Origin of the sequence: Pleionea sp. CnH1-48 (assembly GCF_024124665.1) — a bacterium.
Taxonomy (GTDB): domain Bacteria; phylum Pseudomonadota; class Gammaproteobacteria; order Enterobacterales; family Kangiellaceae; genus JAMXSB01.
Genome location: NZ_JAMXSB010000013.1, coordinates 114,229 through 136,758, shown reverse-complemented (window position 1 = coordinate 136,758; position 22,530 = coordinate 114,229). Strand labels below are relative to the sequence as shown.

Annotated in this window: 17 protein-coding genes and 1 tRNA gene; 10 read left to right on the top strand and 8 right to left on the bottom strand. The window is 41.8% G+C overall.

The window, feature by feature from the left end; genetic code table 11:
- Positions 1 to 193 precede the first annotated feature (193 nt).
- Genes NH399_RS19480 through NH399_RS19470 form a run of 3 tightly spaced genes read left to right on the top strand, consistent with a single transcriptional unit; the run spans position 194 to position 4,442 of the window.
- Entirely contained in the window at positions 194 to 844 is a 651-nt protein-coding gene (locus NH399_RS19480; protein WP_253042862.1) for a hypothetical protein, read from the top strand.
- 2 nt (positions 845 to 846) lie between these two features.
- Entirely contained in the window at positions 847 to 3,204 is a 2,358-nt protein-coding gene (locus tag NH399_RS19475) for an EAL domain-containing protein (protein ID WP_253042861.1), read from the top strand.
- Positions 3,204 to 4,442, top strand: coding sequence for a hypothetical protein (locus tag NH399_RS19470; RefSeq protein WP_253042860.1), 1,239 nt, complete (start codon positions 3,204 to 3,206; stop codon positions 4,440 to 4,442). Before NH399_RS19475 ends, NH399_RS19470 begins: the two co-directional genes overlap by 1 nt.
- On the opposite strand, the gene NH399_RS19465 is transcribed toward NH399_RS19470, so the two are convergent.
- From NH399_RS19465 to NH399_RS19450, 4 genes are read right to left on the bottom strand one after another with little or no spacing between them, the layout of a single operon-like run.
- Positions 4,439 to 4,780 carry a hypothetical protein gene (locus NH399_RS19465; RefSeq protein ID WP_253042859.1) on the bottom strand — a complete coding sequence of 114 codons (342 nt, stop codon included), beginning with the start codon at positions 4,778 to 4,780 and terminating at the stop codon, positions 4,439 to 4,441. The genes NH399_RS19470 and NH399_RS19465 overlap by 4 nt on opposite strands.
- Positions 4,781 to 4,787: 7 nt before the next feature.
- A complete protein-coding gene (locus NH399_RS19460) occupies positions 4,788 to 5,162 on the bottom strand; it encodes a hypothetical protein (protein WP_253042858.1) in 375 nt (124 codons plus the stop codon).
- Positions 5,159 to 6,109 (bottom strand): patatin-like phospholipase family protein, encoded by a 951-nt coding sequence (locus NH399_RS19455; RefSeq protein ID WP_253042857.1) that lies wholly within the window; start codon positions 6,107 to 6,109, stop codon positions 5,159 to 5,161. Before NH399_RS19455 ends, NH399_RS19460 begins: the two co-directional genes overlap by 4 nt.
- A gap of 23 nt (positions 6,110 to 6,132) precedes the next feature.
- On the bottom strand, positions 6,133 to 6,693 hold the full coding sequence (locus NH399_RS19450; protein ID WP_253042856.1) for a YSC84-related protein: 561 nt from the start codon (positions 6,691 to 6,693) through the stop codon (positions 6,133 to 6,135).
- Between the two features lie 513 nt (positions 6,694 to 7,206).
- Between NH399_RS19450 and NH399_RS19445 the strand changes: the two genes are divergently transcribed.
- Both NH399_RS19445 and NH399_RS19440 read left to right on the top strand, forming a co-directional pair.
- Positions 7,207 to 8,514: a DUF2157 domain-containing protein gene (locus NH399_RS19445; protein WP_253042855.1), complete on the top strand. Its 1,308-nt coding sequence runs from the start codon at positions 7,207 to 7,209 to the stop codon at positions 8,512 to 8,514.
- Positions 8,511 to 9,035 (top strand): GDYXXLXY domain-containing protein, encoded by a 525-nt coding sequence (locus NH399_RS19440; protein ID WP_253042854.1) that lies wholly within the window; start codon positions 8,511 to 8,513, stop codon positions 9,033 to 9,035. The genes NH399_RS19445 and NH399_RS19440 overlap by 4 nt, the downstream gene beginning before the upstream one ends.
- Before the next feature lie 97 nt (positions 9,036 to 9,132).
- On the opposite strand, the gene NH399_RS19435 is transcribed toward NH399_RS19440, so the two are convergent.
- From NH399_RS19435 to NH399_RS19425, 3 genes are all read right to left on the bottom strand, one after another.
- Positions 9,133 to 10,008: a hypothetical protein gene (locus NH399_RS19435; RefSeq protein ID WP_253042853.1), complete on the bottom strand. Its 876-nt coding sequence runs from the start codon at positions 10,006 to 10,008 to the stop codon at positions 9,133 to 9,135.
- Positions 10,009 to 10,036: 28 nt separating this feature from the next.
- Positions 10,037 to 10,744, bottom strand: a complete 708-nt coding sequence (locus tag NH399_RS19430) for a hypothetical protein (RefSeq protein ID WP_253042852.1) — start codon at positions 10,742 to 10,744, stop codon at positions 10,037 to 10,039.
- A 352-nt stretch (positions 10,745 to 11,096) separates the two neighbouring features.
- Positions 11,097 to 11,183 (bottom strand) — tRNA-Leu (locus tag NH399_RS19425).
- 112 nt (positions 11,184 to 11,295) lie between these two features.
- Between NH399_RS19425 and rnr the strand changes: the two genes are divergently transcribed.
- From rnr to NH399_RS19405, 4 genes are all read left to right on the top strand, one after another.
- Positions 11,296 to 13,728 (top strand): ribonuclease R, encoded by a 2,433-nt coding sequence (gene rnr / locus NH399_RS19420; protein WP_253042851.1) that lies wholly within the window; start codon positions 11,296 to 11,298, stop codon positions 13,726 to 13,728.
- Positions 13,728 to 14,474: a 23S rRNA (guanosine(2251)-2'-O)-methyltransferase RlmB gene (gene rlmB / locus NH399_RS19415; protein WP_253042850.1), complete on the top strand. Its 747-nt coding sequence runs from the start codon at positions 13,728 to 13,730 to the stop codon at positions 14,472 to 14,474. Before rnr ends, rlmB begins: the two co-directional genes overlap by 1 nt.
- A gap of 437 nt (positions 14,475 to 14,911) precedes the next feature.
- Positions 14,912 to 15,376, top strand: a complete 465-nt coding sequence (locus NH399_RS19410; protein ID WP_253042849.1) for a CesT family type III secretion system chaperone — start codon at positions 14,912 to 14,914, stop codon at positions 15,374 to 15,376.
- 30 nt (positions 15,377 to 15,406) lie between these two features.
- Complete coding sequence (locus tag NH399_RS19405) at positions 15,407 to 17,971, top strand: hypothetical protein (protein ID WP_253042848.1); 2,565 nt, start codon at positions 15,407 to 15,409, stop codon at positions 17,969 to 17,971.
- 165 nt (positions 17,972 to 18,136) lie between these two features.
- On the opposite strand, the gene NH399_RS19400 is transcribed toward NH399_RS19405, so the two are convergent.
- Positions 18,137 to 21,190: a TonB-dependent receptor gene (locus NH399_RS19400; protein WP_253042847.1), complete on the bottom strand. Its 3,054-nt coding sequence runs from the start codon at positions 21,188 to 21,190 to the stop codon at positions 18,137 to 18,139.
- Between the two features lie 865 nt (positions 21,191 to 22,055).
- Here NH399_RS19400 and NH399_RS19395 point away from each other — a divergent pair.
- Positions 22,056 to 22,376 (top strand): hypothetical protein, encoded by a 321-nt coding sequence (locus NH399_RS19395; protein WP_253042846.1) that lies wholly within the window; start codon positions 22,056 to 22,058, stop codon positions 22,374 to 22,376.
- The last annotated feature ends 154 nt before the right edge of the window (positions 22,377 to 22,530 follow it).

Sequence of the window (22,530 nt, the reverse complement as noted above, 5' to 3'; positions counted from 1 at the left end):
TTAATATTTCAACGCTACCTCTAGTTGAGTAACCCGATTAATTCTTTATGAGATAGAAGCTGAAAACCTTGAGGAGATACGAAAAGTTGATATTCGCTGTAACTCAAGGGCCCTTAACGACTCTTTGTCATGTTTTTGAGGTCTTTGTCTATACTAGAAAAGGCAAATATAAGAATTCTAAGGATAAACTCCGTTGACTGAGCGAATTTGGTTAGGCTGCCTGTGTTTACTCATTGTTATTCCCTTACATGCTGAAAACGCCATTCAGTTGTTGAGTCATGAGGGGAAGGCTGTCAGTGGCGTTGTGCTTTATTTACAACATAAAGCTCCAGAAGGGGAATCCGCACAAGCTTCGATACGTCCTACTATCTCACAGAGAAACAAACAGTTTCAGCCTTATGTCAGCGTTGTGCAGGTTGGAGTGCCTGTTTCCTTCGAAAACAACGATGATATTGCTCACCACATTTATTCTCTTACCGGAAAAGAACGGTTTTCATTCAAAATTCGTAAAGATGAAGCGGCAAGAACCCTGCAGTTTCAGCAGGCGGGCATCATTCCTATGGGATGTAATATTCATGACTGGATGAGTGGATATCTCTTGGTTGTAGATACTCCTTATTACGGTATCACCGACGATAATGGCCGAGTTCTTTTTTCGCACATAGAGTCTGGGAGCTACACTTTGCGTGTCTGGCATCCGCAGATGAAAGAGGCGGACCGAGACCAACAGCATATTGTTGCCTGGCCATTAACCGATCCCTTTTCTATTTCACTAACACAGCCTCTCGATAGCATTCCAGAACAGAAGCCTCTGGATGACTTTGACTTTCTTGACGGGTATTAGACATGATTGTCATGAAGAGTCTGCAAACTAAAATTTTTGCTCTATTTGTGCTGATTTTGATCGTTGTTCAAGCCGTGTCCTTCTGGATTGCTTATCAGACTAACCAGCAACTGCAAGATCTTAAGTTAAGTAACCAGTTAACAACGGCTGATGCTGTATTCGATGCCTATTACAATAACCGCAGTTACTATCTTGCTGCCTTCTCAGAAACAGCCGCAAAAGACTTTGGGTTAAAAGAGGTTTTTGAAGAAGATACCCGGAGCTTTCTTGCTGCGCTAAACAATCATCGCAAGCGTATTGATGCTGATATCTCTGTTGCCGTTGCACCTAGTGGAAAAGTCGTTGGGCAGTTGCTGGTTACCAAGCAAGATGATGGCAGTGCCAAAGTGAAAGTGGGAAAAGAGCAGGGACAAAACTTTCGTTATATGGAGTGGCTTTATTTGCCGGACCAAACGCAACTCTACGAATTAGAAGGGCTGCTCTACCAAATTAGTTTTGCACCATTAAAGAATGGTGAGTTGTTAATGGGGTGGATAGGCTTTGGTTATGTCATCGATGAAGCGGTAGCAAAGGAGTTTGCCGCGCAAACGGGGTTGAAAACCGGCTTTTTTATTGATGATCCAACACAAAAGAAATGGAGTGTACTTTCGTTCTCGGAGGCCAAACAAGATGTGTCTCAGGTAAATGCGTTACTTGAGTCTATTCGAATGCAACAGGAAAGCACCGATATCTTATACAGTTTGCATACTATTGGCGAGGTGAATGATAAGAAAGTTCAATTGATCATGTATAACCTGCATGATGATATTTTAGCGACTTTGGAAGATCGTTGGTTGCAGTTATTGATCATGATCCTTATAACCGTCGTATTATCACTGATCAGTGCTTATGTCATATCAGAAGGAATTACCAACCCTATTAAACAGCTCGTTAGTCAGGCTCAATATATAGCAGGAGGTAATTACGACATAAAAGTATCGATTGATAACAGTGCAGAGCTTGAGCAGCTGTCAAAAGAATTCACGGCGATGCAAGAAGCCGTTCTTATGCGAGAAAATAAGATTTCTCATCGCCTATATCATGAGCCTTTGACCGACTTGCCTAATAACAACCTGTTGATTCAACAGTTGGATGAAATGAACGCCTCCGAAGAGAGCCTGGAGTATGCGGTTGTACTGCTGAACATTCGTCGAATTCGTGATGTGAATGATACTTTAGGAAGAGCTGTTGGTGATGATGTTATTAAAGAAGTGGGGCGACGCCTAAGTGCTTTGGGCAGTGGCTTCTCGTTATTCCATATTGGTGGGGATGAATTTGTTGTTGTTTGTCACCAAACAAGCGAAGCCAACCTCGAGCCAGTGATTCAACAAATTAGTGAACGTTTTGAAGCCATCTTTCACTATCAAAGTATTTCGTTTCATCTGCAAGTTCAATTAGGAATTGCTATTAGCCCACTTCATGGACGCAATGCAATCAGCTTGATGCAAAAAGCTGATACTGCACTACGGCTGGCTAAACAAAAGAATGCATTTTCTCAGCTTTATAATGTGCAGTTGGACTTTAACACGGTCGAGCGATTGCACTTGGTTAATAGTTTAAAGACAGCCATTGAAAATGAACAAATGGTGCTTTTTTATCAGCCCAAGCTCAGTTTGAAAACAGGTAGAGTTAAAGAGGTTGAAGCTTTAGTTCGGTGGTTACATCCTGTTAATGGTTTGATCGCGCCAGATACCTTTATTCATATTGCTGAGCAGACGGGACAAATGGATGCTCTGACTCAATGGGTTATGAACGAAGCCTGTGAGCAATATCACCGTTGGCGCAAGCGAGGTTTTGCTATTTCTATCGCAGTTAATGTATCTGCCGAAAATTTAAATCAAAAAGGGTTCAAAGATAAGTACTTTGATTTATTACAGAGTAAGAACATTCCTGTCGAAGCTATTATTTTAGAAATCACCGAAGATGCTGTGGTGAATGATTCTAATAAAGCATTAGAAGTATTAAATGATTTACGTGAGCAAAGTGTACGTATATCCATTGATGATTATGGGACCGGTTACTCATCTTTAGCGCAGCTTAAACATCTGCCCGTTAATGAGTTGAAGATTGATAAGTCATTTGTTCAACGGCTCTTATTGGATGACGATGATCAGATCATTGTGGACTCAACGATTGCCTTAGCTCATAACATGGGACTATCAGTTGTAGCTGAGGGCGTCGAAGATCTCAGTACGCTCGAATGGCTGCGCGATAAAGGCTGCGAAAAAATACAGGGCTATTTTATTAACAAACCGCAACCTGCTGATGAGTTTATGGCTTGGTTGACCAGCAGTGATTATTGTCCTGAAAAGGAAGTGTGATGAGACGATTCTTAATTCTTGGTTCTATCCTATTATTTTCTATTCCTCAGGTGTGCGTGGCGATTGAGCACCACTTTCGAGGCTTGGTAGACATTCGGGCCACTCACACAGACTCATTGCAGCGATACCTCGACGGAGGTTATGGGAAGTTTCAGTATGATGATGGTTCTGAGTTTTCCTTAGCTCATGGTGCTATTGATTATCGACTGGACTGGGATGAGCATTGGAGTTTTCATGGTGTTAGCAATCTATATGCCGATGAAAGCCGAACGGATGTGGGTGTCAGTGAAACCTATTTTCGTTATCGTGGTGTGCCGACAGAAAATGGTCGTCGTTGGCAACTAAAGGCAGGCATGCTCTATCCTGTTATTTCATTAGAAAATATTGCGACAGCATGGTCATCTCCATACACCTTGAATTATTCAACACTCAACAGCTGGATTGGAGAAGAGTTTCGATATCTAGGTGTAGAGAGCCAATGGACATGGTTAGGTAAAGCCAGAAACCAAAAGCATGATTGGCGATTATCTTTAGCGCTTATGAGTCACAATGATACCGCTGGTGCCATGTTGGCATGGCATGGGTGGACATCTTCGAGTCGTCAGAGTTTATGGCATGAACGATTGCCTCTCCCTGACTTTCCTGCGCGCTCACAATATCCGTTAAATCAACAAGCCGCCGAGTCTGATCCTTTTCTCGAGCTGGATGATCGTGTGGGATACCATGTTTCTGGAGAATGGAATAAGCACGGTAAGGGATTCATACGGCTTGGCTACTACAATAACAATGCCGATATGCGTAATGTCGTTAATGGACAATATGCCTGGGGCACAGAGTTCTTTCATGGTGGTATAAAATGGCGATTGTGGGGAAAAACACAACTCATTGCTCAATGGATGCAAGGGCAAACAGCAATGACACGATTAAACGGAGATATCATCGTTGACAATGACTATCGTAACGTATTTGCTGCGTTGACTCGAAAATTTGACAGGCATCGAGTTACCTTTCGCTTAGAGGATTTTTCTGTAACAGATAAAGATACCTTGCCGATGGATGGTAATGGCGAAAATGGTAATGGTTTAACATTGTCTTATGCTTATCAATGGCATAAGCGTTGGTTTGCTCATGTCGAATTTAACCGTTTGCGCAGTGACAAAGAAGGACGAATGTATGCTGGCTATCCTGAAGAGTTAACCGAGAAGCAATGGCAACTCGGCATTCGTTATTATTTTTAGTCGTCGTCGCTATCTGTCTCTTGTTCGACTTCTGGTAGCTCTACTCTAAAAAAATCAGAGAAAAGAGTGGTTTCTTCTTCTCTGGCTTCCTCAACCAGATCTTTCGCTTGAACGTTGTCGGGATGCGACATATCAAGCTCACTGTCTTTTATCAGCCATTCTTCTTGAATTAAATCAAAGTTGAGTTCTTCGAGAACATCAAAAAGAATTTCTGCCGCATGTTTTTCGTCTCGAGCCGGAATAAAACATTGTGTTTGAAGCGCATCAAACTGTTTGTAGTCAAACTCACAACCTTTTAGTGGTTTAACGATAATAGAGGCTATATAAATAACAGACATGATGTTCCTATTGATTAGTGTGTTCGAGAGATTGTTTTTTCAGTAAGGCAACGCGAGATTGATGATCAAATAGACCAAATGCAAACGCTGTATTGGGGGCATGAAGATCGATGATAAGATATTTGCCTTCCATATTTAAGGTGTTCGCATTGATTTGCTCGACTTTCAGGTGCTTCTTTTTCATTGGGCGCTTTAAGTATTCTTCCCAACGATAAAAAGATTGATAGCCATCGTCGTTTGTTGTGATATCAAAACAAACTTTGTAAGTTGCATCCCATTGCCCACACCAAGTGCCTGTAAAATCCAGCTCTTTGGCATTGACTGTATTTGCCCCTGTAAGCATCATGCAAAGAATGATAAGGAGTGAGATTTTGTAGTTCATCCTATTTTAAAGTCCTGTAGTTGATCGATGTTTCTGATTACGCTGTTTTCACCTTCTTCAATAATTTCTGCCGTGCGATCTGTTTCTAAAAAGCCAATATGAGAAAGTCGTGGGTTGATGAGTGCATCGGGTGGATCGCCTGCCAATCGGCTGCGGGTAATTCTGTCTTGCATTACGTCAATGGTTGTTGAAATAACTTCCATAATGCCAGGTTCATACTCTTTGATTTTCAAACTTCTGCGCTTTACCAGATTGCGTTTTGCCGCCAGTGGTATTCTATCATTGATAGACTGACGCAGTTTGCCTGTTGCTTTGCCCAATATGGAGTTTTCGTTGTTAAATCGAAACAGCTGCTTATCTTTGCTTTTCTTTCGAGGTTTCATTAGTAAGTCATTATTCAGGTTGACCGCAATAACCTGTGTGGCTCCCAGCGCTCGACATACACTAATCGGAACCGGGTTGACTACACCACCATCGATTAACCATTGGCCTTCTTGATTGACTGGGGACAGGAGACCTGGATAGGCTCCTGATGCTCGAACCGCATCCCATATAGAGCCCTGAGTTAACCAGACTTCTTTTCCGCTGTGCATATCACAGGCAATGGCTGCAAATGGAATCGGCAGTTCTTCAATTTGATAATCACCAAACTGACTTTTTAAGAAACTGATAAACTGATTGCCATCAGCAATACCGCCGCTGGCAAAAAAGTTAATATCTAAGTGTCGCAAAATCTTCGTTGTGTTTTGTTCAAGAAACCAGTTCTCTAACTCGCCTAGATGGCCAGTTACATAGGCGGCACCAACCAGTGCTCCCATTGAGCATCCAACCACAACATCAGGACGCACACCTTCGCGATACAATGACTTGATGACGCCAAAGTGAGCGAGCGCCCTTGCAGCACCGCTACCTAATGCCAATCCTGTCTTTTTCTTATTAAACTTCAATCAATGGTCCTTTGTTAATTTGATTAATTCAGTTCGTCATCTTTCCAGTAACGAGTGCCCTTTAGCGTTGCTTGTAATGCCAAACCGCTTTCGGTTATTTGAAACACTGTAATATTGTCAACAAGCATTTCACCTGCAACGGCTGCACCTTGCTCACTGGCTTTAGCTGCTGCATCGGCGTGGGCTCCGAATTGCCAACCGTGCTTAATAAACTGGTCAAGCGTGTTGTTATCATGAAAGACAAAAACAGCTCGAAAGTCTTTTACACCTAAACCCAGTCCTATACCTGCTTCTGCCATTTTCATATAAACATTGCTGGCATTTTTGCGAGTGACAACACCGTAACCGCCGCTCACACTCAGAAAAATAATATTCACATTGCCATTGCTAAACACAGCATAACCTGGCGCACTGGCAATCATCGATTTGGCCGATGGCTTGTGTTGATAAAGCTCCTGCAGTACCTGATTACGCATTTTAATGATGTTTTGTCGTTTCTGGGCTGCAGTCTGGCCTCCGGTGCTTGCACAGGCCGATAAAATGATAAGCAAACTCACAGCTAAAATTATTTGGATAAAGCGCATTTTATACCCCTATACTATGGGAGTTTGAATAAATCATCGCATTGGTTTGGTTCAGTAAAGATAAACCAAATAAGATATATCCTACTATTTTAAGCAGTTGGTGGTTGGAATGCGATATTTATTTAACTCAAAGTTTGATATATGAAAAAGCATCTCGAGCCTGCTGTTCTGCTGGCTGAACGAGGTTATTTCATCGCCAAATCATGTATTTTAGCGCTTCGATGAATATCATCTTTGTGAGCCGTTACTCAAAATAGTTAAATCCATATCGGCCTATTGGTGCTGCTGTAATAGGCCAGAGAGCTGCCCGGTAGCAGTATATGTTACTGTTAGATGCGTATGAAGATACTTGTCTGGTTTTCATTGATTGGCACTCAGATAACGTTAGCCTCTGCACTTTAGTGATTCGAAAAATAGACTCAGATTGTTTTAAGAGAGTGATCCCTGGACCTTGTAACTCTAACGAAAAGAGCAAAAAGGTGATTGGTAGGGGCATATTTGAAAGGCATCAAAATGCGATTAATTCGATTATTGAAAAATGATATTGCGCGTGAAGCTGCAGAGTGGGTGGATGAGTCCATCATTACCGAAGCTCAGGCCGAACGCATCTGCCAGCGTTATGACGCAGACTATCATCAAGCCAAAAACAAATCCTTTGGTTATAACCTATTGGTCGGCCTGGCTTATCTATTTATTGGTTTAGCCGTTATTACGATTCTCGGTGCCAACTGGGATGATATCCCTCGTGCCGTTCGTATGGGAGGTCTCGTTGCTCTGACACTAGCAACACAGGCCTTCGGGGTGAAAAAATACCTTCAAGGCGAACAAACAGGGGCTGCCGGTGTCTTTATGCTGGGCAACTTATTTTATGGGGCTTCGATTATTCTTATCGCTCAGATTTATCATCTGGGAGAGCACATGCCTGATGGGATATTCTGGTGGGCGTTGGGATGTTTACCTTTTGGAGTCTTGATAAAAAGTCCATGGGTTACGCTGCAATCACTGGTGTTGGCCTGTATTTGGTTTTTTGTTGAGTCTGATATGGGTTTTTATCCTGCACTGTTCCCTATCTTTATTGCTGGTGCTTTATATGTACTGACAACAGGCAAGCGAAGCATTTTATTACTATTAACAACGGCGGCGAGTATTGGACTCTGGTTCGAGTACTCTCTTAGCGAGTTATGGCGGGATAGTCGCTACTTTCGATTTGAAGCCGAGCATGTTGTCGTGAGTGTTGGCTTGTTTATTCTACTGTATGCATTCAGCCATTGGTTAGGCAAAAAAGAATCCGTTAAAGCAAAAGATTATGGCGCTATCTTAGCGGTGTGGAGTCTGCGCTTTGGTGCTGTTTTCATGCTGGTGATGAGCTATGAACAAACTTGGAAGGAACTGATAAGAGCTGATTGGGAGCATCAAACGACCATGGTTCTAATCTCGCTTATCTTTTCTGGAGCCGCACTTTATTTATCCTATGCAGCGAAAAAGTTAATGCCCATCGTCATTATCGTACCTTTCTATTGGATTACGCTACTGATGCTTTTGGCATCTGTTGATAAATCCGCTGCAGTGTACTTTCAAGTTGTGTATAACCTGACATTGATTGCTTCAAGTGTATGGTTAATCTTTAAAGGCCTTCATGAGGGAATCTCACACTATTTCTTTTTAGGCGTAGCCACTATTTTAATGACAGCCCTTATGCGTTATTTCGATCTGATTGGTGACTATGTTGGTGGCGCTGTGTTGTTTTCTGTTTTTGCCGTACTATTGTTTGTTGCGGCAAAGTTCTGGAAGAAATTCCAAACTAAGGAGTTAGCCAGATGAAGAATAAAGTCTTATTGGGTTTAGTTGGTGTTGTCGCTTTTCAGTTTTTTGTTCTAACTGGAATGTACGTAAAAGCAGCAATGCCTTTGTGGACGGGCACAGAAGTAAAAGTAAAAACCATTCCTGTTGATCCCCGCTCGTTGTTTCGAGGAAATTACGCACGTTTGCGCTATGATTTTGATCGCATTGATGCCAAGTACTTTGAAAATGAAGAAAAGCTAAGAAATGGAGAAGTGGTTTACGTCACCTTGAAGCAAGGAAACGATAACTTATACCACTTCGACGGTGCAACTCTTGAGTTACCCAAAGATGGTGTGTTTTTGCGAGGCCGTGTTGTTCGGCATGGCTACTATGAAAATCGCTACAAAGTAAACTACGGCATTGATGCTTTTTTTGCACCCAAAGAAGAGGCTCTAGCGCTTGAGAAAGATCTGCGCGATGGCGGCATTGCGGTTTTGATGGTTGATAAAGGAGGGAGAGCCCGTATTAAAGAAGTGATTGGTCAAGGAGCCGTGCGTTAGTTTATATTCTGGACTGGTATTAGGAATCATTTGGAGAGTAATGGTGTTGAAATACGGTCTTAAATATTTTGATTTAAGACCGTTCAAGTGGTCTTATTTACCCCGGTTGAGAGTCACATATAGTGACGTCTTGATTGTTTTCTTCGACAGGAAAAGAAATTAACCAACCTCGCAAGTTTCTTACTGTTGTTCGTTTGCAGTTGCTTTGAACTAGAGCTCCTCGTTCTATTTTTAGTGCTTCACCTGTATAATAACGATAAGTTTTAGTTTGGCTTGATTTCGAGCTTAGCTCATTCTTTATGTCTTTTATCGCCAACTGCAAAGATGCCTGATAAAGCTCTTTGCTAGTCGTCTTTAAGTTTTGAGAAGAGTTTTTACTCCAGTAATCTACCTTGTTTTTGTCGGTTACATCTTTCGATACGTATTCGACCAGATTTTGATATATCGGTTTCTTTTGTTTCTCTGATGTTACTGAGACTAGCAGCTTTAGCACAATATTCTTCATATCTTGTGAAAGGTAAAACATAGGGGTTGTTTCTACGTTAATACCACTTTCTTTTGTTTGACTAAATTGATAGTTCGGATTTTTATGCACTAGCTCAGATTGTCTAAAAGAGTTCAACTCTTCCTTAAATGGGGCTAATACTTTGTTCGCCTTTTTTTGATTTTCATTTAACTTGCTTTGCTGGCTACTTGAAGTAACTGCTGCATGAGTTAATATCTGAGCTAGAAAGCCTGCACCACCCGCACTACCTGAATACATCATGCCTGCTTGGCTAACACTTCTGTCTGAGCTATACACGCCATTGAAGTCTACTAGCTGCTCTGCTTTTAGTATGATTGTTAAATGTGCGTTTTCTAGTGGTAGACTATCAGTATTTCGTTGAAACTTAGTGTAGTCTTTTGTTTTGGGAGTAGAAGTACAAGCTAGTAGTAGTGTTGATGCAAGAATAATTGCTATGAGTTTCATCATGTGAGTCCTATGAAAGGCCAGGGAAGCGTTAGCTACCCTGGTTTGCTTTAAAGATATGCATGATGTTGCTTTTGGATAGTTCTAATGCTTCAAAAAAAGCTGTTGTTACGCCTGGAAAGTTAGGTGCTTCATCCCAGCTTCCCTTTACTGCAACTTTAATATTAATAGGTTCGTACAAGTCGTAGCGATTTGTTACCAAATCTACAGAATATAGTTCTCCAGATACAAAGCCCATGGGATCGCTTGTTGGTACGTATGCGCTATAGCTTCGAAAAACACCAACATTTTTGAAGTTTATTACAATTAATTTATCTACATTGAGCTTTTCTTTGAGCGAACGATAGTCCTTACGCGCATGAAAGCCATCTTTATTACTGAACTTTTTTAACTCATCAATATTTAATTTATCTTTGATTACTTTAACGTTGATACCTTCATTTTTTAATGATTGAGTCAGCTCCTTTTCTAGGATTGCTAAGTCATCAGTGCTAACAGTTTTAATATGTTTTGTTAAACTTGAGTTAGCGGTGGAAGCAACTGCATAACATAGCAAGCAAGAAGCTCCATATAGATGGGTGTCTGGGTTTTTAGGTAAGTTTGATACATAAAGGCCAACGACTTTATCCGTTTGTTGGAAGAAAGTGTTATTTAAGGTCACTTTTGCTTGAGGTACTGTTGCGCACCCTGTTGTTAAAAGAATAAATAAACAGGCAATGGTAGCTGATAAAAACTTCATGATCAGTTTTCTCCAAAAATATAATTTAATGAGTCGTTGTTTAGTGTATGGAAGTCCGTGCTTTTTAAAATTGAAGAACAGAAAAGAGGTTCTTCACCTTTAACAAGTAACCAATCCGTCGGTTAGCCCAAAAATCGAGGCGCATAATAATAGAATATTTTAAGCTTGTCTACTTTTTGAGCTTTATGAGAGTTCGTTTTTGCTCTTAGTTATAAAAGTGCAACCATTAAAAAGAATACTGTTCTTATTTAGGCTGAAGTGACTATGTTTGCTAGTACTGATTAAGTTTATTCGCTTTTTGCAGAGATTTTCTGTAACTTATTGAAAATAAAGGATGTATACAAGGAATGGATGGTGCCCAGGGGCGGACTCGAACCGCCACGACCAGAAGGTCACCAGCACCTGAAGCTGGCGTGTCTACCAATTTCACCACCTGGGCATACGCGCAATTTAACGCGCGGCGAACTATACTGCGAGGAATAGTAATTGTCAATTCTGTTTTGGACGTATATTAGGTAAAATTGTTTTATTGATGAAAACTGGAAGCTTTGATGCCAAAAAATAAAATTCGCGACCCTTTTAGGGAAAGAGAAGCGAAAAAATATGAAAACCCTATTCCCAGCCGCGAGTTTATTCTTGAATTTCTCGAATCTCATGATGGTCCCGCTCGTTTTAATGAGATTTTCTCTGGATTGGGGCTGGATACCGAAAACTCAGATGATCACGTCGCTTTAAGCCGACGCTTAAAAGCGATGGAACGTGATGGTCAAATAATACGCAACCGCAAAGACGGTTATGGTCCCGTCAGTAAACTGGATTTATGTACCGGACGAGTAGAAGGCCATCGTGATGGTTTCGGCTTTTTTGTGTCTGATGATGGCGGTGATGATTGGTACTTAAGCCCTCGTGAAATGCGCAAAGTATTTCATGGAGAGCGTGTGGTGGTACGTTGCAAAGGCATCGACCACAAAGGTCGCACCGAAGCCAAAATCGTTGAAGTATTAGAAGATGAAGACAATGCTGTGCAGATGGTCGGACGCTACTACTTTGAGAGCGGTATTGGGTTTGTTACACCCAACGATAATCGATTTACCCATGACATTTTGATACCAGAAGGCCAGCAGGCCGGTGCTGAACCTGGGCAGGTCGTTGTCGCGCGAGTGGTTCATCGACCACAGGAAAAGTCTCAACCAGTTGGTGCAGTTGTTCAAGTGTTGGGCGATTATCTGGCGCCAGGCATGGAAATCGATGTAGCCATTCACAACTACGGCATTCGTAGAGAATGGCCTGATGCTGTGATGAATGAGTTGCAATCATTAGCGCCCGAAGTGACAGAAGCAGATAAGGCAGGCCGTAGGGATTTACGCGATTTACCTTTTGTAACCATCGATGGAGAAGATGCTCGAGACTTTGATGACGCTGTTTATTGTGAATGGAAAGACAGCGGTGGTTGGCGGCTGTGGGTAGCTATCGCTGATGTTTCTCATTACGTCACACCAGAAAGTGCATTAGATAAAGAGGCGGTACAGCGAGGAACATCGGTATACTTTCCCGAATACGTAGTGCCTATGTTGCCTGAGCAGATCTCAAACGGCTTATGTTCTCTGAACCCTCATGTTGATCGCTTGTGCATGGTCTCTGAGATAACGGTGAGTGCCAAAGGTAAAATCAGCGGTTATAAATTTTATCCTGCGGTGATGCACTCAAAGGCTCGTTTAACTTACACCAAAGTTTGGGACATGCTGCAAGGTGATGAAGCGCTTAGAGAAGAATATGCTGAGCTGCTACCGCATATCCAGGAGTTGTATGCGCTCTATCAATCTCGATTAAAAGTAAGAAAACAACGCGGCGCTATTGAGTTTGAAACCACCGAAACTCAGATTGTATTTAATGAAGGCCGTAAGATTGATAAAGTGGTACCCGTAGAACGCAATGATGCCCATCGTATTATTGAAGAGTGTATGATTTGTGCCAACGTTGCCGCCGCTCGCTTCTTTATCAAGAAGAAAATTCCCGGAATGTACCGCATTCATGAAGGCCCCACAGAAAAGAAGCTGGAGGACTTACGTTCTTATCTGGGTGAGCTGGGACTGTTTATGTTTGGCGGCCACAAGCCGACACCTAAAGATTATTCTGAACTGTTAAAAGGTGTCGTAGGACGACCTGACTTTGAACAGGTGCAAACCATGTTGCTGCGTTCTATGAGTCAGGCGGTTTACAGCCCAGACAATGAGGGGCACTTTGGTTTGGCATTTAATGCCTATACCCACTTCACTTCGCCTATTCGTCGTTATCCTGATCTCATTATTCATCGAGTGATCAAAAGTGAGTTACTAAAAGACGAAAGAGCAACCAAACAAACCAAGCAAGTCTACCGCGGCGCCTTACCTTATAGTCATGAACAACTAACTCAGTTAGGTGAGTCTTGCTCTGCAATGGAACGCAATGCGGACATGGCGACTCGTGATGTCCTTGATTGGCTGAAGTGCGAGTTTATGACCAGCCGAGTTGGTCAGGAGTACGAAGGAGAGGTGGTTGCTGTAACCAACTTTGGCCTTTTTGTGCGCTTGCAAGAGTTTTATATCGAAGGCTTGATTCATATTACTTCTCTTGGGCGAGACTACTTCCATTTTGATGCTGGCAGGCAGCGTTTGGTTGGTGAGCGTTCTGGCTCGAGTTTCCGTTTAGGTGATAAGTTGTTAGTGCAAGTAGCCAGCGTTGATCTGGAAGACCGAAAAATAGACTTTGAACTGGTTCGACGATTGACTGAACGCAAAGAGAAGTCGAGTGGTCGTAGTGAGAGAGATAAGCTTTATGGCTTGGGGGCTGCTGGTAAAAAAGGCAAGAAAGATCCAAAGAAGAAAAGCTCTGTAAAAGGTCGAAAATCTTCGACAAAAAAATCGACTGGGAAGAAATCTAAAGGTGCGGTTAAGTCAAAACCGAAAGCGGCACCTAAAAAGACGAGAAAGAATAGGCGTAAATAATGAGTGAGAAACAAGTCTGCGGCATACACGCTGTTGAATTATTGTTAAAGAAAAGCAGCGATCAAGTTGTAAAGATTTATATGCAGGCAAATCGTCAGGATCAGCGTAGCCAAAATGTTATGCAGTTGGCTAAAAAGCATCAGATACCTGTGGTACGCTGGGCTAAAGAGAAGCTAGATAAGATGCTGCCTGAGGATGTTCACCAGGGTGTTATTGCTGATGTGGCTGGTGGTGCAACGGTTCAGTCAGAAAACAGTTTGTATGAACTGGTAGAAAAGCTCCAAGAAAAAACCTTCTTGTTGATTCTGGATGGTGTTACTGATCCACATAATCTGGGGGCTTGTTTACGAACCGCTGATGCAGCAGGCATTCATGGTGTTGTGGTTCCAAAAGATAAGTCGGTGGGACTAAATGCAACGGTAAGAAAGGTCGCCTGTGGTGCCGCCGAAACCGTTCCATTTTTTGCTGTCACTAATTTGGTTCGTTGTTTAAAGCAGTTACAGGATTTAGGTGTCTGGATTATTGGTACCGCTGGTGAAGCCGAACAAAATACCTTTGAGGCAAAGTTTACGGGACCAATGGCATTAATCATGGGGGCCGAAGACAAAGGGATGCGACGCTTAACGCGAGAGAATTGTGATGAGTTGATCAAGATCCCCATGAAAGGCAGTGTCAGTAGCTTGAATGTTTCTGTAGCGACAGGTGTGTGCTTGTTTGAAATTGTTCGACAAAAAGATTCTGCATAGTTGAGCTTTCTTTGTTATTAAAAAATTATTCCTGCAATATCTACTTTTTAATAGATACCCACAAAAAAACCGGCTTATTGCCGGTTTTTTTATCCGCTTTGAATCATAAAGATTGATTTGTCCATTACATTTTATTACATCGAAAAATAAGGTAAGCTGTCCGAGAGGTTTTAGGGTGTGTAATGGAATGTAATAGAGTTAATTTACAGCTAAAATTTAACTTTTTACCTTGAAATAAAGCTAGTTTTAAGATCTTGAAAGCCCTTTTAAATCAGTTGCTTGTGGATTTGGCTGGGTGTCTCTTCTGTGTTTTTCTTTCTAGTTCCTCTGGCATCTTTTTATCTTTCATGATGAAGGTTGAAACTTTTCCTGAAAACTTAATTTAAATCGTCGTTACGAAAACAACAAGAAAGTTGAGTTAATACGAGGAAAGTGAAATGACAAATTTAGCGAGCTATCAAAAGGTAATGGATGAAGTGATGAAATCTTTAGGGTTTGAAGAATACTCTCTAGATGACAATCATGGTGTTGGTTTTGTATTTGATGAGAAAGTGGAAGTCAATCAAATCTATTTTGAGGACTCTGATACCGTCTTGTTTGTATGTTATGGGATGGAGTTATCTAAGGAAAACAATGAGTCGGTATACGCTCGCTTACTAGTGGCTAACACAGGCTTTAACTCAACAGGCGGAATCACTCTTGGTATATGTGAGCATTCAAATCGGTTAACCGCAAGCTTCCAGAGAGGTGTTGACGGTATTTCAGCGAGTGATGTGTTTTCTATCTATCAAGCGCTGGCAGATATTTGCGTTATTTGGTCGAACGAACTTGATGATGATGCTAAAAACTCTTCTTGTGACAAGGTGCATGAGAATACAAACGAGTTAACTTTTAGCGTGTAACTATAACGACGATTTTTAAGGACTAACATTATGCAAACACCAATCTTAAATAACTCGCTTGGCACAGCAGCCAGCCAGAATACCTTAAATACTTCACTGAAAGTTATTAATCATAATCCAACGCAGAAAGTAATTACTCCTGTTGCTAACAACTTAAACAATAGCATTCGACAGGTCGATGTCAGTCAGGCCAACGTTAGAATGAATCGACCTGTTGATGCTATAAACTCTGGAAAAACGTCGGCAACGTTAAAAGAGTCGATACCTAGATTAACTCGAAGTCATTCATTTTCATCCACTTTAAATGAGGGTAATAATGGTGCTGCTCTCTCGAAAATCCGTATCGCTATTATTCGAAATGGCCAAGAAGTTCACACTTTTTATGCTACCGACTCTAGTGGTCAGCCCTTTGTCAGTCAAACTCATGATGATTATGATGAATATAGAAATGTTTACTCTGGTGTAGGTCACCCCAACTCAACAAAGAGAGATGCTGAGGTAGCTTCATTAAATGAAGCCTATCGCAACGTTCAAAACTGGGTTAACAATGGCGATGTACAAGATGGCGATCAAGTGTCTATTGAGTTCGCTTCAAATTATGGACCCTGTGAGCATTGTCAAGCCAGGATAACAAACTTCTGTGATCGTTTAGAAAATCAGTTATTTTGGAGTAGCTCACAAGATATTTCTCTGGGACCGTGTTATTCCATTTATTCTTCCTACCGAGACAGGCCCGATTTTACGCCAAGCAACAATAAAAATGCTTATGGTTACACTGGAGATCAAATCATTCGATACGATAATACCGATGTTTGTCTTCATAATGTACGCAATGGTGGCATTGTTGGAATAAGCGGTAATGATGTGATTTCGAATGTGCCTGCTAACGTCGCTCATGCTAAAGTTCATGTAGAACTATCACCGCAAAAAGCAACATTAGCTGCATTGAGAGTGTGTGGCAGTCAAAAAAATGTATTACTTGAGCTGAAAGCTCATATTCAACGAGTTGGAAAAGGCGATGATTTGATTCAGAAGATTGATGAAAAAATAATGCATATTGTATCAAACGGAGACTTCTCTGACTTTCATCAGGTTTTAGATGAAATTGGAGTATTTGATACAACTAGGAATGCTAATCTTTTGGCAGATTCATTAGCTGATCGTTATCAAACTTATGGGTTTACAAAGGCTGCGCTGTCTCAATCGTTAAAACAACCCGATTATCAAGAGCACCAGTTAGCTGGCAATGTAGCTCGTGGGCTTAATGAAGCTAACGGTGATAATGAAGCTACCTGGTTTATTGCAAAGCAGATTCCTCGTATCGTTCAAGAGCCTGGTATTGTTTCTTCTATGACCATGACTATGGCCGAACAAAGTAACACTGTGCCAACCAACTTTGCTCAAACTAAAATTGAAAATGCGTCTATGCTATCGCATAAGCCAACATTTAATGAGCAGAAAGCGCTATTCGAGCAAGAGGTTTCGAAGTTTTCTGAATCTATGTCTCAAAAATTTGAACAAAGCACGACAGAGTACTTTGCTGTGTCCCACAAAATGGGGTACCCATCGGCGGCTGAAATCCAGAGGAAAAATGCTAAGATTGATAACCATCTGAATCAGATGGGGCAACTTAGTCAGTCGATGCAGTCTGAAATCGATGCCGTGTTGAATAAGCGCACAGCTTCTATAGAGGCGACTCAGAATAAGATCGATGCAATTGAAAAAAAAATCTATACCCAACATGAGCGTCCACTAGAAAAAGCTAAAACTGATGAAACCTTTTATAAAAAGCGTCTGGATATGCTCTCAAAAAAGGTAGGTCAAAAAATACCCTTGTCCGTGTCAAGTAAGTTAACATCTAAAAACTTCTATAGACATTTGGATGCAAGTCAGGCCGAACTTTATCAAAACTATCTGGATGCTAAAAACAAGTATGAAGATGCTTCTATTCGTCACAAAGAATTAAAGGATAGTGAGCCTCAAAAAGAGGCTTTGGTAAATAAAAAAGAACATTTAGAAGATAGGCTTGATTATCTTAAAAACAGAACAACACAGTTCAGTGCTGAAATTGCTAATATTGAGGGGCGTTACGATAAGAAAATAGACCCACATAAAAAAGAAGCGGAAGTGCTCATTCGTCAAGGCTGGAAAAAGCTAGAGCAGCTTCAGGGCGATATTAGAAATCAGGCATCTCAAATTGATTCCTGGGCGAGTGCTGCAAATCATTATAACGTTAACAGTGACGAGATGAATAGCTTGGTTTTACAAAAGAATGATGCGAGCTCTTTGCCTGCATACTTTGATAACCAACCACAAAGCCAGCTTGCTCATAGTACAAACTACTATTGCAACAAAATAAAATCTGGCTGTCATTACGGAGCTTACACGCCGGTACAATTGTTAAAGATAGGGGTAAATGTTAATAATATTTCTGAAGTGAGAACTGAGTTGGAACGACAACTCGCGGCGGCCAATGATGAAAATAATTATAACAAGTTAAATGATTATGGATTCCATCAATCTAACCTGGCTAATGTGATTGCTACTATGTCGTCACTGGATGCATTGGAAGCATGCTTTGAAGATACTTATTAACGGATGTATCCGTTTTGATTATGGATAGATTCTGTTTTTAGTATCGATCGAAGCTTAAAAAACTGGAGCCATCGGCTCCAGAAAAATAAAACCAAACGGCAATACAACTCAATTGCCCAAGACAGATAGCCGAGGGGCGGCGTACCCCTCGCGCTGTAGGGAATGTTAAAACTCGTAACGGACTGATAACTCAACGTAGCGAGGAGCTTGCCAACCTGTTGGTGTGCCCCACAAATAGTTACGTTCTGCTGGCGTCTCGTAGACACCGTCGTTATCCAGATCTTGTCGAGCAGAGAGTTCTCCGACTTCCTCTACCTGAGTCACTTTGCTCCAGTTGAACGGATTAAATACGGTGATTGTTATGTTGAGGTCGCCTTCAAATAACTGCGCAAGATAATTCAGGTTCACACTTAAGTTTTGTTGGAAAGGTGTGCGCCCTGCAGTGCCTCTTGGTACTGGAACTTCGTCGCGATAGTTGTACTCTGCTCCCCAGCTTCTTAGCTCTGGATGGTAGCCAAAGTGATTAATAGGACGACCGGAGAATGCCTGATAGTTAAAACTGGTACTCCACTGATCATCGAGTTGATACAAGCCCCATAGCTTAAAGGAGTGAGGGCGATCATTCGGTAGGCGGCCAAAACCAAAGTCAGTGATTTGTGGTTCATCAAAGGCACGCGTCCATCCCGGATCTCGTTGATCGTTATCAGAACGTACCAGACCTTCGATATTGCCTTCACTTTTGCTATAGGTATAAGAGCCTGAGAGATTAAAGTTTTCGCTGACTTGCCCGTCAAAAGTAAACTCTAATGCTTGATACGTTCGTTCTGCTTTTGGATAACCAAGATAAGAGGATGGAATGGTTTCGAGTTCAAGTGTGCCATCGCCATCAAAATCTTCCCAGATCGAAAGGTCGCTCCCGGGATTCCAGACGCGAGCTTGTCCTCCATTCCATACTTGTCCAGCAACGGCTTCAAACCCTGTGCAGTCTCGGCCTGTATCTGCGCACCAGGCAAGTACGCCTGTGTCGATGGCTGAATCTTCGATGGAGCGTTTGAGATCTCGATGGGTATAACGCACTCCCAACAGCCAGTTATTCTCTGTTGTAAATTCATAACCGAGCGAGAATGAATCAAGGTACATAGGTTTTAGGTTATCGGCCGCATAAATCTGGCCTGGACGTACTTCACCATTGCCGACAGTTTGCGTACCAAGAATTGGACCGACATTGGGCGTACCATCAGCGTTGTAACTATCCACCAATGCATAGGTACGTACATCGATTTCTGGGGCGGTAAATCGTTCGCTAACTCTTTGTGCAACGGGTTGATAATAGCGTCCCCAGTTAAAGTAAACCTTTTGACTACCATCACCAGCTAGATCATAGTTGAGTTGTAATCGAGGAGCTATTTGATCTTTTAAGTCGATCCACTTGTCACCATCGTTGGTTTTGTTCCAGAAGTGTTCGTTGCGAATACCAAAAGTGACCACCAATGCGTCGGTCGCCTGCCAGCTGTCTTCGATATAAAATGCAGAACTGCCGGAATCTACATTGACGTCTTTAGTAAACTCTCGAGTCCAGCGATAGTCACTGTTGGGAGGCAATACAATATCAACGCCTGAGTCACTCCAACGTGTTCCGCCTGCGGTGGTGTGCCAGATCTGTTCCAGTCGACGATTAGGACCGTGGTAGGCGCCTAATGTTTTAGAGTTAGATTCTTCTTCGGTGTAACCAAAGCTAATGGTGTGATCATCAAGTTCTAATTCAAAATCAATACGAAACTCTTCGCGCTCATCGCTGTTTACTGAGTCATAACTACCAACCCAGTTACCAATGGGAATACAGGTTCCTGTTGTGCAATTCGATAAAGGTGCGAGGTCGGGTGTTCCTGTGCGCAGGTCACTATCGAAACTCAGTTTTCCGTAGGTGCTGGATACAGAGAGTCTATCGGTGAGGTAGCCACTGTAATTAATGGTCGAAATACGCGTGTCGTAGGTAAATGTATTATCAATATTAGGATCGCTATTAACGGGGTCACCTAGCCCATTGGCAACATGCCAGAAAAATTGATTGTCAGTAACATCTTGAGCTGAATCCATCATCATAAAAGTGATGGAGTGTCCGTCGGTCACTTCCCAATCAAGATTGACAAAAGCACGGTCAGTTTTTCGTTCTCGAAAAGTTTTTCTTACTTCTGGTTCACCTGCTGCCGCCCACTCTGAATCCACTTTATCGGGAGAGTAGAGCACATAGAAAAACATTTTATCTTCGATGAGAGGGCCACTGGCATAAAGGCTGTATTCTTTTCTATCACTGCTGTTTTCACTATTGCGAATATGATTGGTCCAGCCCGTTCCATCACCTTTCAGAAAGTTAAAATCTGGGGCTTGAGCGCTGAGTCCTTCAGGTTGCCAGTCGACTTTTATGCCATAACGAAACTCATTGTCTCCTGATTTTGCAACCAGATTGGTAACGCTGCCTACGGTTCGGCCATATTGTGCTGGAATACCTCCTGTGATCACCTGAACTTCAGAAACCAGTTCCCACGGAAAGTCAGATATTAAAGCGTTGTAGCGAACATCAGTGATGTTGGTGCCATTTAGGAAGTAGGCGTTTTCTGCAACAGAGCCACCTTGAGAAGCGACCAGTCGACCACTGGAACCACTGATCCCACTGAAGATTCCACTATCGCCGAGTGCATTGCCGGGTGCCATCAATGCGACCGATGTGAGATCCTCACCAATCGGCAGAAGCTCCAGCTCTTCGGCGCTAAGATTGATGCCCCGTTGCGAACTGGAGGTATCGATCTTTGAGACCGCTGCACCGGATATCACCAGTGTGTTGGTGCCAAGGGTTTTGAGAGTGGCGTTAAGTGGTGTTCGGTTTCCGAGTGATACTTTTATATTTTCCTGGCTGACACTCTCGTAACCATCTTTACTGATGGTGATGGTATAAGAGCCTAATGGCAGGGATTTAAGGACAAACTCGCCATCGCTGTTGGTGGTAACTTGTCGAGTAAAGCCCTTGGTTTGGTGGCGAATGATAATGGTTGCCTGGGTTAACTCATCACCGAGATGCTCGATGACGGTTCCTCCTATTTCACCGTAAGAATCGCTCGCAGCATAAGTTGAAATACTAACTCCCCCGAGTAGGGCACTAATGGCTGCAGCCGCGAGACTACGCTTAAATCGAGAAGGCCCCAAAGTATTATTGAATGGCATTGGAATGCTCCTTTTTATTTTGAATTATCGACTCGCACTGATACCGCACGACGAGAGCTTCTATTGTGAGCAAATGAATCATCATGTTTGCGATTTTTAGACTATTTTATATTGGATATTGTATACAATAAGTATTTTAAAGAAATTTAACTGAATAGGGCTTCTTAAGACATCTTTGGTTAGATACGCAACATAGAGCTCTTTAGATATAAAGCTCTTGCGAAGTGTGAGTGCAAACTAATTGGCTTTTGAATGACTAGCTAAGCTTTAGATATAAGGCTTGGAATTGTTAAAATTTGCTGCTATGAATCATTTTATTGGTTTATGAGCTATTAGATGGAGGGAATATAGCAATAAGGTCAAAAGAAAAATGAAGTTGGCGGTTTAAAGCAGCTGAATCCTGATGTTGGTTGTCGGCAATTATTCTTTTGGATTAGATAATTTGCTTGGTGGATAGTTGAAAACAACAGCCTATACTAACCAATTATTATTGTTACGGTGGGTATTTATGTATCGCTTACTAATAACTTTCGCTCTATGCTGTTTGAGTGGCTGCGCAACTCTTGAGTCATTGTATATAAATGACAAAGTACAAGATCAATTACCATCAGCAGCTACTGTTATTGTGTCCATAGGAATATACAAACCAGCTCCTTGATATAATGATTTTTATGCCAATAACTTATATTTCAAAGATGAGCATTCTAATGAAAGCATATTAAAAGCAAGATATAACTCCAGTACCTTCTCCAGTTCTGTCAATGACTACAATGATGTTCATAACAAAATAGGTGTTTATAAGATCTTACTTAAACCGGGGAAATATTCTTTTACTGGCGTTAGTTTTCATTGGTCGGGTCCGGGAATGGCTTCTTCTTCGAAATCAAAGGGCAAGTTCTCTGTGCCTTTTGAGATTGAGTCAGGTAAAACCTACTATCTAGGTCGATTTGTTGCACACTCGATACCAGATCCGAGGAAGGTCCTCGCAATCCCTCTGGTAGGGTACTTTGTTTATGATCACAATAAGGCTAAGGACTTGGAAGTCGCATCCCTAAAGTACCCTGAGCTGAATATTGAATCTATCTATTCTATTGAACTAGAGGGTAATGCCCACCCTTATATTTATCGTGAAATGCTAAAAGAGCCTAGTGTTGACTTCGAGTCGTGGGAACTACATGAGTTTTAAATTCAGTTGTTAGTCGGTGATGCAGTAGTATTTAGGTGGTTTAGACATTGAGTAAGATACTGAACACTATTATATACTTTGATTTATGCTTAAGAGTTACTGTAACTCATTGATTCTTAAGTCCTGTTGTCGTAATAGGTTTAGCTTTTATACT

Excerpts from the sequence above, each read along its gene's own strand:
- NH399_RS19460 (WP_253042858.1), bottom strand. The coding sequence starts at position 5,162 with ATGAACTACAAAATCTCACTCCTTATCATTCTTTGCATGATGCTTACA.
- NH399_RS19400 (WP_253042847.1), bottom strand. The coding sequence starts at position 21,190 with ATGCCATTCAATAATACTTTGGGGCCTTCTCGATTTAAGCGTAGTCTC.
- NH399_RS19440 (WP_253042854.1), top strand. The coding sequence starts at position 8,511 with ATGAAGAATAAAGTCTTATTGGGTTTAGTTGGTGTTGTCGCTTTTCAG.
- NH399_RS19470 (WP_253042860.1), top strand. The coding sequence starts at position 3,204 with ATGAGACGATTCTTAATTCTTGGTTCTATCCTATTATTTTCTATTCCT.
- NH399_RS19435 (WP_253042853.1), bottom strand. The coding sequence starts at position 10,008 with ATGATGAAACTCATAGCAATTATTCTTGCATCAACACTACTACTAGCT.
- NH399_RS19450 (WP_253042856.1), bottom strand. The coding sequence starts at position 6,693 with ATGCGCTTTATCCAAATAATTTTAGCTGTGAGTTTGCTTATCATTTTA.
- rlmB (WP_253042850.1), top strand. The coding sequence starts at position 13,728 with ATGAGTGAGAAACAAGTCTGCGGCATACACGCTGTTGAATTATTGTTA.
- rnr (WP_253042851.1), top strand. The coding sequence starts at position 11,296 with ATGCCAAAAAATAAAATTCGCGACCCTTTTAGGGAAAGAGAAGCGAAA.
- NH399_RS19445 (WP_253042855.1), top strand. The coding sequence starts at position 7,207 with ATGCGATTAATTCGATTATTGAAAAATGATATTGCGCGTGAAGCTGCA.
- NH399_RS19410 (WP_253042849.1), top strand. The coding sequence starts at position 14,912 with ATGACAAATTTAGCGAGCTATCAAAAGGTAATGGATGAAGTGATGAAA.
- NH399_RS19430 (WP_253042852.1), bottom strand. The coding sequence starts at position 10,744 with ATGAAGTTTTTATCAGCTACCATTGCCTGTTTATTTATTCTTTTAACA.
- NH399_RS19405 (WP_253042848.1), top strand. The coding sequence starts at position 15,407 with ATGCAAACACCAATCTTAAATAACTCGCTTGGCACAGCAGCCAGCCAG.
- NH399_RS19465 (WP_253042859.1), bottom strand. The coding sequence starts at position 4,780 with ATGTCTGTTATTTATATAGCCTCTATTATCGTTAAACCACTAAAAGGT.
- NH399_RS19395 (WP_253042846.1), top strand. The coding sequence starts at position 22,056 with ATGGCTTCTTCTTCGAAATCAAAGGGCAAGTTCTCTGTGCCTTTTGAG.
- NH399_RS19475 (WP_253042861.1), top strand. The coding sequence starts at position 847 with ATGATTGTCATGAAGAGTCTGCAAACTAAAATTTTTGCTCTATTTGTG.